Raw genomic sequence first — 12,690 nt, 5'->3', positions numbered from 1 at the left:
CCCACTGTGTTGGGCATATGCTCAAAATAGCGTGCTACTCCCATTGGATAATTGAGCATTGAGACAATGTGCTGCCGGGTGGTGACGATTATACTGAATGACGATTTTATAACGCCAAAATTCAGTCAGGAAAATAAATATAATGCTGACGCTGAGTCGGAATAAATAAGAAAAGCTACTGGCTAAAACTGCGGAATTAAAAAAGGTATAAGTAATGAGTAACGACATCTTCCCGAATAAATTTAAAGCGGCCCTCGCGGCGCACCAGATTCAGATTGGCTGCTGGTCTGCGCTGGCCAACCCCATCAGCACCGAAGTGCTGGGCCTGGCCGGGTTCGACTGGCTGGTGCTGGACGGCGAACATGCGCCAAACGATATCAACACGTTTATTCCGCAGCTGATGGCGCTGAAAGGCAGCCACAGCGCGCCGGTGGTGCGTGTGCCCACCAACGAGCCGGTGATCATCAAGCGTCTGCTGGATATCGGCTTCTACAACTTCCTGATCCCGTTTGTTGAAACGGAAGAAGAAGCGGTGCTGGCCGTGGCGGCGACCCGCTATCCACCGGAAGGGATCCGCGGCGTGTCCGTCTCGCACCGCGCCAACATGTTTGGCACCGTGCCGGACTATTTCGCTCAGTCCAACAAGAACATCACCATTCTGGTTCAGATCGAGAGCCAGCAGGGGGTCGATAACGTCGACGCTATTGCCGCGACGGAGGGGGTAGACGGCATTTTCGTCGGCCCGAGCGATCTGGCGGCCGCCTTTGGTCATCTGGGCAACGCCAGCCATCCGGACGTGCAGCGCGCAATTCAGCACATTTTTGCCCGTGCCAAAGCGCACGGTAAACCGTGCGGCATTCTGGCGCCAGTGGAAGCCGATGCCCGCCGCTACCTGGAGTGGGGCGCAACGTTTGTCGCCGTGGGCAGCGATCTCGGCGTATTCCGCGCCGCCACGCAGAAATTAGCGGACGCTTTTAAAAAATAACCATCATTGAGGAAACAGATTATGACGCTGAAAGTGGGTTTTATTGGCCTGGGTATCATGGGCAAACCAATGAGCAAAAACCTCATCAAAGCAGGTTACTCACTGGTGGTTTTAGATCGTAATTCAGACGCGGTGGCAGAGGTGATTGCGGCTGGGGCAGAAACGGCGACAACCGCAAAAGCGATTGCTGAGCAGTGCGACGTGATTATCACCATGCTGCCAAACTCCCCGCACGTGAAAGAGGTGGCGCTGGGTGAGAACGGCATTATCGACGGCGCGAAGCCGGGTCTGGTGGTGATCGACATGAGTTCTATCGCACCGCTGGCAAGCCGCGAAATCAGCGAGGCGCTGAAAGTGAAAGGCGTGGAAATGCTGGATGCGCCGGTCAGCGGCGGCGAACCGAAAGCCATCGACGGCACCCTGTCGGTGATGGTGGGGGGCGATAAAGCTGTGTTCGACAAATACTACGACCTGATGAAAGCCATGGCTGGCTCCGTGGTGCACACCGGTGAAATTGGCGCAGGCAACGTCACCAAGCTGGCAAACCAGGTGATTGTGGCGTTGAACATCGCGGCCATGTCCGAAGCGCTGACGCTGGCCACCAAAGCGGGCGTTAATCCGGATCTGGTCTATCAGGCCATTCGCGGTGGTCTGGCGGGCAGCACCGTGCTGGATGCCAAGGCGCCGATGGTGATGGATCGTAACTTCAGGCCGGGCTTCCGCATCGATCTGCACATTAAGGATCTGGCGAATGCGCTGGATACCTCCCACGGCGTGGGCGCGCAGCTGCCGCTGACTGCCGCCGTCATGGAGATGATGCAGGCGCTGCGTGCGGACGGTCTGGGCACCGCCGATCACAGCGCGTTAGCGTGCTATTACGAAAAACTGGCGAAGGTTGAAATTGCTCGCTAATGACGTCCTGCCCGGTGGCGTTACGCTTACCGGGCCTACGGCTCAGGCATACAACTATGAAAATCGTAATCGCGCCAGACTCTTATAAAGAAAGCCTGTCTGCCACCGAGGTGGCGCAGGCGATAGAAAAAGGATTTCGGGAAATTTTCCCCGACGCTCATTACGTGTCTGTTCCCGTTGCTGACGGCGGAGAAGGTACAGTTGAAGCGATGATCGCTGCGACGCAGGGCACCTGGCAGCAGGCTGTCGTCACCGGCCCGTTAGGGGAAAAGGTGAAGGCCAGTTGGGGGATCTCGGGCGACGGTACCACCGCGTTTATCGAGATGGCCGCCGCCAGCGGCCTGGTGCTTGTTCCTCCCGCGCAGCGTAACCCGCTGGTCACGACGTCGCGCGGGACGGGGGAGCTGATCCTCAGCGCGCTGGATAAAGGCGCGCGCAACATCATTATCGGTATCGGCGGGAGCGCAACCAACGATGGGGGCGCAGGCATGATGCAGGCGCTGGGCGCGAAGTTTACGGATGCGAACGGGACGGAGATCGGCTACGGCGGCGGCAGCCTGATGGCGCTTAACCGGATTGATATTTCCGATCTCGATCCGCGTCTTCAGGGATGCGCAATCCGCGTCGCCTGTGACGTGACGAATCCGCTGGTCGGTGAAAGCGGCGCGTCGCGTATCTTTGGCCCGCAAAAAGGCGCCACGGAGGAGATGATCCTCGAACTCGACGCCAATCTTAGCCACTACGCCGGGGTGATCAAAAAATCGCTGCGCATTGACGTCAACCGGGTTCCGGGGGCTGGCGCCGCGGGCGGCATGGGCGCAGCGCTGATGGCCTTCCTGGGCGCTGAGCTGAAAAGCGGCATCGAGATTGTCACTCAGGCGCTCAATCTTGAAGAACATATTCACGACTGCACGTGGGTGCTGACCGGGGAAGGGCGCATCGACAGCCAGAGCATTAATGGCAAAGTGCCCGTCGGTGTGGCGAGCGTCGCCAAAAAATACCATAAGCCGGTGATCGGGATTGCCGGAAGTCTGACGCAGGATGTGGGTGTGGTGCATCAGTACGGCATCGACGCGGTGTTCAGCGTACTGACCCGCATCGGTTCACTGGAAGAGGCGTTCCAGGGAGCGTATGACAACATTTACCGCACCTCGCGGAATATCGCGGCCACATTGCAGGTAGGCATGCGTAGCCAGGGGTGACAGCGGCGCGCAAACCCTCTATACTGCGCGCCGAAGCTGACCAGACAGTCGCCGCTTCGTTGTCGTCCCTTTCGGGGGAGACGGGCGGAGGGGAGGAAAGTCCGGGCTCCACAGGGCAGGGTGCCAGGTAACGCCTGGGGGGGAAACCCACGACCAGTGCAACAGAGAGCAAACCGCCGATGGCCCGCGCAAGCGGGATCAGGTAAGGGTGAAAGGGTGCGGTAAGAGCGCACCGCGCGGCTGGTAACAGTCCGTGGCACGGTAAACTCCACCCGGAGCAAGGCCAAATAGGGGTTCACATGGTACGGCCCGTACTGAACCCGGGTAGGCTGCTTGAGCCAGTGAGCGATTGCTGGCCTAGATGAATGACTGTCCACGACAGAACCCGGCTTATCGGTCAGCTTCAACTTCTTACGAAACCCCGCTTCGGCGGGGTTTTTGCTTTCAGAAGGTTGCAGGCCGGGTAAGCGAAGCGCCAAACGACATCAATTCTCAATTTTGCGACGCTAAGCACATTTCACTATTTGCCTGACTGTGTGTTCCTCTCATCTGCTGCGCATGATCGTAATCACAAAATTTAACGCTATAAAATTAGAAAATTTTAGTGTTGAACAGATGTTGTGAATGTTGAATCAGTGATGCTGAATGTTATTCATTTGATAATTTAATATTGAATCTAAAAACATTCTTCTGGTGAATGTGTGATATATCCCACTCTTTAACCGGAAAGTGAATAAATATTCCTGGTAAAGTTGATAAACCACAAAAATGTTTTAAAGGAATAATGGTGTTTTATTAACCTTTAATTGCCTGAAAGATAGCCTTTATTAATATTTTTAAAGCAAAAAAATTCACGCTGGTTATTGCCATAAAATAAATTTATTACCGCGTTTTTTATTGATCGATATCAGCGTAAATGCGTATTTTTATTGTAATAACCATTTGATTTATAAAGACATAAATAGATTTCGGGTGCGATTGAAAACAGAGCGTCCTGGCAAATTGTGAGTAACAGCACATACCCCCTGAAACAATATTGGGTAGAATCCGCTGCGTCATAGGGAAATAAGCGCAGAATATTATGAATACTATTATTCTACCGAAAACACAGCACCTCGTGGTATTTCAGGAAGTCATCAAAAGTGGCTCCATAGGTTCTGCTGCAAGACAACTGGGGCTGACGCAACCTGCCGTCAGCAAAATCATCAGCGACATCGAATCCTACTTTGGGGTGGAAGTGATGGTGCGTAAGAACACCGGCGTAAAACTCACTGCCGCCGGTCAGGTGCTGCTGTCCTACGCTGAGTCGATCACCCGCGAAATGAAAAACATGGTGAGCGAGATTAACAGCCTCAGTTTCAGTACCGTCATGGACGTCTCTTTTGGCTATCCGTCGCTGATTGGCTTCACCTTCCTGTCCGGGATGATCAAAAAATTCAAGGAAGTGTTCCCGAAAGCGCGCGTCTCAATGTATGAAGCGCAGCTCTCTTCATTCCTGCCCGCCATTCGCGATGGCCGGCTGGATTTCGCCATCGGCACGCTGAGCGACGGGATGCAGCTTCAGGATCTTCACGTTGAGCCACTGTTTGAATCCGAGTTTGTGCTGGTGGCGAGTAAATCACGAACGTGCACCGGCCCGACCAGACTGGCATCGCTCACGCACGAGCAGTGGGTGATGCCGCAAACCGATATGGGCTACTACAACGAACTCCTGACCACCCTGCAAGACAACCACATCAGCATTGAAAACATCGTCCAGACCGATTCCGTCGTCACCATCTATAACCTTGTCCTCAATGCCGATTACCTGACGGTGATCCCCCGTGACATGATTGCGCCATTCGGCTCGGACCAGTTTATTGTTCTGCCGGTGGAAGATGAATTACCCGTGGCGCGTTATGCCGCCGTGTGGTCAAAAAATTACAGTATTAAAAAATCGGCGTCAGTATTAGTTGAACTGGCAAAACAATATTCGTCGATGAATATCGAAAAACGACGATAGAAATAATGATGATTTAAAACACCCGGAGCGACGCTTTTTAACGCTCTGATACCCTGACTTTGCCTGAAAACAATGAATTATTATAACGAGGATATTATGCACATTACATACGATCTCCCGGTGACCATTGAAGATATTCAGGACGCCAGAAAAAGACTGGCGGGAAAGATCTATAAAACCGGTATGCCGCGCTCGAATTATCTGAGCGAACGGTGTAAGGGTGAGATATTCCTGAAATTTGAAAATATGCAGCGTACCGGTTCGTTTAAAATACGTGGGGCTTTTAATAAATTAAGCTCGCTGACCGATGCGGAAAAACGCAAGGGCGTGGTGGCCTGTTCCGCAGGGAACCACGCGCAGGGGGTCTCTCTCTCCTGCGCCATGCTCGGCATCGACGGCAAAGTGGTCATGCCGATGGGCGCGCCGAAATCCAAGGTTGCCGCCACGCGTGACTACTCTGCCGAAGTGGTGCTGCACGGCGAGAACTTTAACGACACCATCGCCAAAGTGAGCGAAATCGTCGAGATGGAAGGGCGCATTTTTATCCCGCCTTACGACGATCCGAAAGTCATTGCCGGCCAGGGCACCATCGGCCTGGAAATCCTCGAAGATTTATATGACGTGGATAACGTGATTGTCCCCATCGGCGGCGGCGGTTTAATTGCCGGTATTGCGACAGCAATTAAATCCATCAACCCAACTATCAATATTATCGGCGTGCAGTCTGAAAATGTGCACGGAATGGCGGCATCGTATCAGGCCGGAGAAATAACCAGTCATCGTATTACCGGCACATTAGCTGACGGCTGCGACGTGTCTCGCCCAGGTAATTTAACCTTCGAAATTGTTCGTGAATTAGTCGATGACATTGTGCTGGTCAGCGAAGACGAGATTCGCAACAGCATGATCGCGCTTATTCAGCGAAATAAGGTGGTCACGGAAGGTGCCGGTGCGCTGGCGTGCGCGGCGTTATTAAGCGGCAAGCTGGACCACTATATTCAGGGCCGAAAAACCGTCTGCATTATTTCCGGCGGCAATATCGATCTCTCCCGTGTTTCCCAAATTACCGGCTTCGTTGACGCATAAAGGATGACTTATGAGCAACACAGAAAGCATTATCGTTGGCCAGACAAAAACGTCCACCTGGCGTAAATCGGATACTACCTGGACGCTCGGCCTGTTTGGTACCGCCATTGGCGCAGGCGTGCTGTTCTTCCCTATCCGCGCAGGCTTTGGCGGCCTGATCCCTATCCTGCTGATGCTGGTACTCGCGTTCCCGATTGCCTTTTACTGCCACCGCGCGCTGGCGCGTCTGTGTTTGTCCGGCAGTAACGTCTCCGGCAACATCACCGAAACGGTGGAGGAGCATTTTGGTAAGACCGGAGGGGTGGTGATCACCTTCCTCTACTTCTTTGCCATTTGCCCGCTGCTGTGGATTTACGGCGTCACCATTACCAACACCTTTATGACCTTCTGGGAAAACCAGCTCCAGATGCCCGCCCTGAACCGCGGCGTGGTGGCGCTGTTCCTGCTGCTGCTGATGGCTTTTGTTATCTGGTTCGGTAAAGACCTGATGGTGAAAGTGATGAGCTACCTTGTGTTCCCGTTCATCGCCAGCCTGGTGTTGATTTCTCTCTCGCTGATCCCGTACTGGAACTCGGCGGTGATCGACCAGGTTAACCTGAGCGATATCGCCTTCACCGGTCATGACGGCATTCTGGTCACGGTGTGGCTGGGGATCTCCATCATGGTCTTCTCCTTCAACTTCTCGCCTATCGTCTCCTCGTTTGTGGTCTCCAAACGCGAAGAGTACGAACCAGAGTTCGGGAAAGAGTTTACCGAGCAGAAATGTTCCAAAATCATTGGTCGCGCCAGCCTGCTGATGGTTGCCGTGGTGATGTTCTTTGCCTTTAGCTGCCTGTTTACGCTCTCTCCGCAGAACATGGCGGACGCCAAAGCGCAGAACATTCCGGTGCTCTCTTACCTGGCGAACCACTTCGCGTCGATGTCAGGCAGTAAATCCACGTTCGCCACGGTGCTGGAATACGGCGCCTCCATCATCGCGCTGGTCGCTATCTTTAAATCCTTCTTCGGCCACTATCTGGGCACGCTGGAGGGGCTGAACGGTCTGATCCTCAAGTTCGGTTACAAGGGCGACAAGAAGAAAGTCTCCGTGGGCAAGCTGAACACCATCAGCATGGTCTTCATCATGGGCTCCACCTGGATTGTGGCCTACGCCAACCCGAACATCCTGGACCTTATTGAAGCCATGGGTGCGCCAATTATCGCCTCTCTGCTGTGCCTGCTGCCGATGTACGCCATCCGCAAGGCGCCTGCGCTGGCGAAATATAAAGGCCGGACCGAGAACATCTTCGTAACCGTGGTCGGCCTGCTGACCATTCTGAACATCGTGTACAAACTGTTTTAAACCAAAGCTCAGGAAGAGCGGAGCCATACCATGATTGAGTTTCCGGTAGTACTGGTCATTAACTGCGGATCGTCCTCTGTTAAGTTCTCGGTGCTGGACGCCGCAGGCTGCGATGCCCTGATGACGGGCATTGCGGACGGCATCAACACAGAAAAAGCCTTTATTTCCGTGAATGGGGGTGAGCCGGTCAGACTGGCTCACCAGGACTACGAAGGGGCGCTGGCCGCCATCGCCCTGGAGCTGGAGAAACGCAACCTGATGGGCAGCGTGGCCTTGATTGGCCATCGCATTGCCCACGGCGGCGACCTCTTCAGCGAGTCGACCCTGATCACGGAAGAGGTGATGGCGCAGATCCGCGAGGTCTCCCCGCTGGCGCCGCTGCATAACTACGCCAACCTGAGCGGCGTGGAAGCCGCCGGGCGCCTGTTCCCCGGCGTGCAGCAGGTGGCGGTATTTGATACCAGCTTCCACCAGACCATGGCGCCGCAGGCGTATCTGTACGGCTTGCCGTACCGCTATTTTGAAGAGCTGGGCGTGCGCCGCTACGGTTTCCACGGCACCTCTCACCGCTACGTGTCGGCGCAGGCGCACGCGCTGCTCGGGCTCTCTCCCGATGACAGCGGCCTGGTGATTGCCCATCTCGGCAACGGGGCGTCCATCTGCGCGGTGCGTAACGGCGTAAGCGTGGACACGTCCATGGGGATGACGCCGCTTGAAGGACTGGTGATGGGCACGCGCTGCGGCGACGTGGATTTTGGCGCGATGGCGTGGATTGCCCGGCAGACCGGCCAGTCGTTCGAGGATCTGGAGCGCGTGGTCAACAAAGAGTCCGGGCTGCTGGGGATCTCTGGCATCTCCTCCGATTTGCGCGCGCTGGAGAAAGCCTGGCATGACGGCAACGAGCGGGCGCGGCTGGCAATAAAGACCTTCGTCCACCGGATTGCGCGACATATCGCCGGTCATGCCGCGTCCCTGCACCGTCTGGATGGCGTGGTGTTTACCGGCGGGATCGGTGAGAACTCCGTGCTTATCCGCGCGCTGGTGGTGGACCACCTGAAGGTGTTTGGCATCATCCTCGACGAGTCCAAAAATGCCCTGCCGGGCAGCGCGGGCGAGCGCGTGATCTCTACCGAGTCGTCCCGCGCGGCCTGCGCGGTGATCCCTACCAATGAAGAAAAAATGATCGCGCTGGACGCCCTCCGTCTTGGGAAGGTTACTCCGGCTGCGGCTTACGCCTGATAAAGCGAGAATCTGATGAAAGTAACAATCGATACGGGCGTCGCGCCTTACAGCGACGCATGGGCCGGGTTTCGCGGTGAAGAATGGAAAAACGCCATTAACGTGCGCGATTTTATTCAGCATAACTACACCCCTTATGAAGGCGATGAAGCTTTCCTCGCGCAGGCGACGCCAGCAACGACGGCGCTGTGGCAGAAGGTGATGGTCGGCATTCGTCAGGAGAATGCTACTCACGCCCCGGTGGATTTTGACACCAACATCGCCACTACTATTACCGCGCACGGGCCGGGCTATATTGATCAGGAGCTGGAGACGATCGTTGGCCTGCAAACCGACAAGCCGCTCAAGCGCGCCCTGCATCCGTACGGCGGGATCAACATGATCCGCAGTTCGTTCGAAGCTTACGGTCGCGAGATGGATCCGCAGTTTGAATATCTCTTCACAGACCTGCGCAAAACCCACAACCAGGGCGTGTTTGACGTTTACTCCCCGGAGATGATGCGCTGCCGCAAATCGGGGGTGCTGACCGGTCTGCCGGACGGCTACGGGCGCGGACGCATCATCGGCGACTACCGTCGCGTGGCGCTGTACGGCATCAGCTATCTGGTGCGCGAGCGTGAACTTCAGTTCGCCGATCTCCAGGGGAAACTGGAGCGCGGAGAAGATCTGGAGGCCACGATCCGCCTGCGCGAGGAGCTGGCGGAGCATAAACGTGCGTTGCTCCAGATCCAGCAGATGGCGGCGAACTATGGCTTTGATATTTCACGTCCGGCGATGAATGCGCAGGAAGCGGTGCAGTGGGTCTACTTTGCCTACCTTGCCGCAGTGAAATCCCAGAACGGCGGGGCGATGTCGCTGGGGCGCACGGCCTCGTTCCTTGATATCTACATTGAACGCGACATGCAGGCAGGAAGGCTGAATGAGGTGCAGGCCCAGGAGCTGATCGACCACTTCATCATGAAGATCCGCATGGTACGCTTCCTGCGCACGCCGGAGTTCGACACGCTCTTCTCCGGCGATCCGATCTGGGCCACGGAAGTGATTGGCGGCATGGGGCTGGATGGCCGTACGCTGGTGACCAAAAACAGCTTCCGCTACCTGCATACCCTGCACACCATGGGGCCTGCGCCGGAGCCAAACCTGACGATCCTCTGGTCCGAACAACTGCCGATCGCGTTCAAGAAATACGCCGCGCAGGTGTCGATCGTCACCTCCTCGCTGCAATACGAGAACGACGATCTGATGCGCGCCGACTTCAACAGCGACGACTACGCCATTGCCTGCTGCGTCAGCCCGATGGTGATCGGCAAGCAGATGCAGTTCTTCGGCGCACGCGCCAACCTGGCGAAAACGCTGCTGTATGCAATCAACGGCGGGGTGGATGAGAAGCTGAAGATCCAGGTGGGGCCGAAAACCGAGCCGCTGCTGGATGAGGTACTGGATTACGACACCGTAATGGCGAGCCTCGATCACTTCATGGACTGGCTGGCGGTACAGTACATCAGCGCGCTGAATCTCATTCACTATATGCATGATAAATACAGCTACGAAGCCTCGCTGATGGCGCTGCACGACCGGGACGTCTACCGCACCATGGCCTGCGGCATTGCCGGGCTGTCGGTGGCGGCGGATTCCCTGTCGGCCATCAAATACGCCACGGTAAAACCGGTGCGCGACCACACCGGTCTGGCGGTCGATTTCGTCATCGAAGGCGACTATCCGCAGTACGGCAACAACGACGATCGCGTGGACAGTATCGCCTGCGATCTGGTTGAGCGCTTTATGAAGAAAATCCAGGCGCTGCCGACGTACCGCAACGCGGTACCGACGCAGTCGATCCTGACCATCACCTCCAACGTGGTTTACGGGCAGAAGACCGGCAACACGCCGGACGGACGTCGCGGCGGCACGCCGTTTGCGCCTGGCGCCAACCCGATGCACGGGCGCGACAGAAAAGGGGCAGTGGCGTCGTTAACCTCGGTCGCCAAGCTGCCGTTCACCTATGCCAAAGACGGGATCTCCTACACCTTCTCCATCGTGCCGCAGGCACTGGGCAAGGACGAGCCGGTGCGCAAAACCAACCTTGTCGGGCTGCTGGACGGGTACTTCCACCACGAAGCGACCATTGAGGGCGGGCAACACCTGAACGTCAACGTGATGAACCGGGAGATGCTGCTGGATGCCGTCGCCCATCCGGAGAACTATCCGAACCTGACGATCCGCGTTTCTGGTTATGCGGTGCGGTTTAACGCCCTGACGCGCGAGCAGCAGCAGGACGTGATTTCGAGGACGTTTACGCAGGCGATGTAATACAGGCTTCATCTTCAGCCTCCTCAAATGGGGAGGCTTTTAATTTTTTGAACGCCGTCAATTTTAGAAAACTTACTCTCATTTCTGCTATCCTGAAGTAATATTATTCTCTCGCTTTAGAAAATCCCCATAAAAGTTGTGACTTTTTTCTCCCGCGCTCCGGATATGATCTTCCCATATCAATAACTCACACCTGCACCCTCTGACTCGCAATCGCTGGCGATCGGAACCTTATAAAAACAACCAGTTACCCTACAAAATAAGCGAGTGCCCAATGAATATGGCAACAAACAGCAGTGTGATTGTGAGTGATTCCCCTGCGGCAAGGCGGGCGGGAATGAGCGAAAGCGAATGGCGAGAGGCGATCAAATTCGACAGCACCGATACGGGCTGGGTCATCATGAGTATCGGGATGGCTATCGGCGCGGGCATCGTTTTTCTTCCTGTGCAGGTCGGGTTAATGGGGCTGTGGGTGTTTTTACTCTCGTCGATAATTGGTTATCCGGCTATGTACCTGTTCCAGCGCCTGTTTATTAATACGCTGGCGGAATCACCGGAATGCAAAGATTACCCGAGCGTCATTAGCGGTTATTTAGGTAAAAACTGGGGCATCCTTTTGGGTGCGCTTTATTTCGTGATGCTGGTGATCTGGATGTTTGTCTATTCCACGGCTATCACCAACGACAGCGCATCCTACCTACACACCTTCGGCGTAACCGACGGTTTGCTGTCGGAAAATCCGTTCTACGGCTTATTCCTGATCTGCATTCTGGTCGCCATTTCGTCGCGCGGTGAAAAACTGCTGTTTAAAGTCTCCAGCCTGATGGTGCTGACCAAATTATTTGTGGTAGCGGCGCTGGGGCTTTCGATGATTGGCCTCTGGCATTTAGCCAACGTCGGTATGCTGCCGCCGATGGGCCTGCTGATTAAAAACGCCATTATTACGCTGCCTTTCACCTTAACCTCCATTCTGTTTATTCAGACATTAAGCCCGATGGTGATTTCCTATCGTTCACGGGAAAAATCCGTTGAGGTGGCGCGTCATAAAGCGCTGCGGGCAATGAATATCGCCTTTGGCGTGCTGTTTGTGACGGTCTTTTTCTACGCGGTCTCCTTTACGCTGGCGATGGGGCACGACGAGGCGGTAAAAGCCTACGAGCAGAATATTTCCGCCCTGGCAATCGCAGCACAGTTCATCAGCGGTGACGGTGCGGGCTGGGTCAAAATCGTCAGCGTGATCCTCAACATTTTTGCCGTGATGACCGCGTTCTTTGGCGTCTATCTCGGCTTTCGTGAGGCGACGCAGGGCATCGTGATGAACATCCTGCGCCGCAAAATGCCGGCGGAGAAAATCAATGAAAGCACCGTCCAGCGCGGGATTATGCTGTTCGCTATCCTGCTGGCCTGGAGCGCGATTGTGTTAAACGCGCCGGTGCTGAGCTTCACCTCCATCTGTAGCCCTATTTTCGGGATGGTGGGCTGCTTAATTCCGGCGTGGCTGGTCTACAAAGTGCCCGCACTTCATAAATATAAAGGCGTATCGCTGGTGATTATTGTGATTACCGGGCTGCTGCTTTGTGTTTCTCCTTTCCTCGCCTTCTCATGAGGCTAA

At 55.3% G+C, this 12,690-nt stretch carries 9 protein-coding genes and 1 other RNA gene; all 10 read left to right on the top strand.

Annotated features, from left to right (window positions below; translation table 11 throughout):
* Nucleotides 1-214 precede the first annotated feature (214 nt).
* A complete protein-coding gene (garL, locus tag L379_RS03310; protein ID WP_003862676.1) occupies nt 215-985 on the top strand; it encodes a 2-dehydro-3-deoxyglucarate aldolase in 771 nt (256 codons plus the stop codon).
* A gap of 21 nt (nt 986-1,006) precedes the next feature.
* A complete protein-coding gene (garR, locus tag L379_RS03315) occupies nt 1,007-1,897 on the top strand; it encodes a 2-hydroxy-3-oxopropionate reductase (RefSeq protein WP_015571956.1) in 891 nt (296 codons plus the stop codon).
* Between the two features lie 56 nt (nt 1,898-1,953).
* On the top strand, nt 1,954-3,099 hold the full coding sequence (gene garK / locus L379_RS03320) for a glycerate 2-kinase (protein WP_032655201.1): 1,146 nt from the start codon (nt 1,954-1,956) through the stop codon (nt 3,097-3,099).
* Between the two features lie 32 nt (nt 3,100-3,131).
* An RNA gene (gene rnpB / locus L379_RS24615) (RNase P RNA component class A) lies at nt 3,132-3,508 on the top strand.
* 672 nt (nt 3,509-4,180) lie between these two features.
* On the top strand, nt 4,181-5,101 hold the full coding sequence (tdcA, locus tag L379_RS03325; protein ID WP_006812085.1) for a transcriptional regulator TdcA: 921 nt from the start codon (nt 4,181-4,183) through the stop codon (nt 5,099-5,101).
* Between the two features lie 96 nt (nt 5,102-5,197).
* Entirely contained in the window at nt 5,198-6,187 is a 990-nt protein-coding gene (tdcB, locus tag L379_RS03330; RefSeq protein ID WP_032655731.1) for a bifunctional threonine ammonia-lyase/L-serine ammonia-lyase TdcB, read from the top strand.
* A gap of 10 nt (nt 6,188-6,197) precedes the next feature.
* Nucleotides 6,198-7,529: a threonine/serine transporter TdcC gene (gene tdcC, locus L379_RS03335; protein WP_006812083.1), complete on the top strand. Its 1,332-nt coding sequence runs from the start codon at nt 6,198-6,200 to the stop codon at nt 7,527-7,529.
* A gap of 30 nt (nt 7,530-7,559) precedes the next feature.
* Entirely contained in the window at nt 7,560-8,768 is a 1,209-nt protein-coding gene (gene tdcD / locus L379_RS03340) for a propionate kinase (protein ID WP_017382433.1), read from the top strand.
* 15 nt (nt 8,769-8,783) lie between these two features.
* Nucleotides 8,784-11,078, top strand: coding sequence for a formate C-acetyltransferase (gene pflB / locus L379_RS03345; RefSeq protein ID WP_017693941.1), 2,295 nt, complete (start codon nt 8,784-8,786; stop codon nt 11,076-11,078).
* 274 nt (nt 11,079-11,352) lie between these two features.
* Nucleotides 11,353-12,684, top strand: coding sequence for an SLC5/6 family protein (locus tag L379_RS03350; protein WP_017693942.1), 1,332 nt, complete (start codon nt 11,353-11,355; stop codon nt 12,682-12,684).
* Nucleotides 12,685-12,690 lie beyond the last annotated feature (6 nt).

This window comes from Enterobacter sp. MGH 33, from assembly GCF_000534535.1.
In the GTDB taxonomy this organism is placed as follows: Bacteria; Pseudomonadota; Gammaproteobacteria; order Enterobacterales; family Enterobacteriaceae; genus Enterobacter; species Enterobacter hormaechei_C.
Note: the sequence above shows the minus strand (reverse complement) of the source record. Positions and strands in the feature narration are given on the sequence as shown.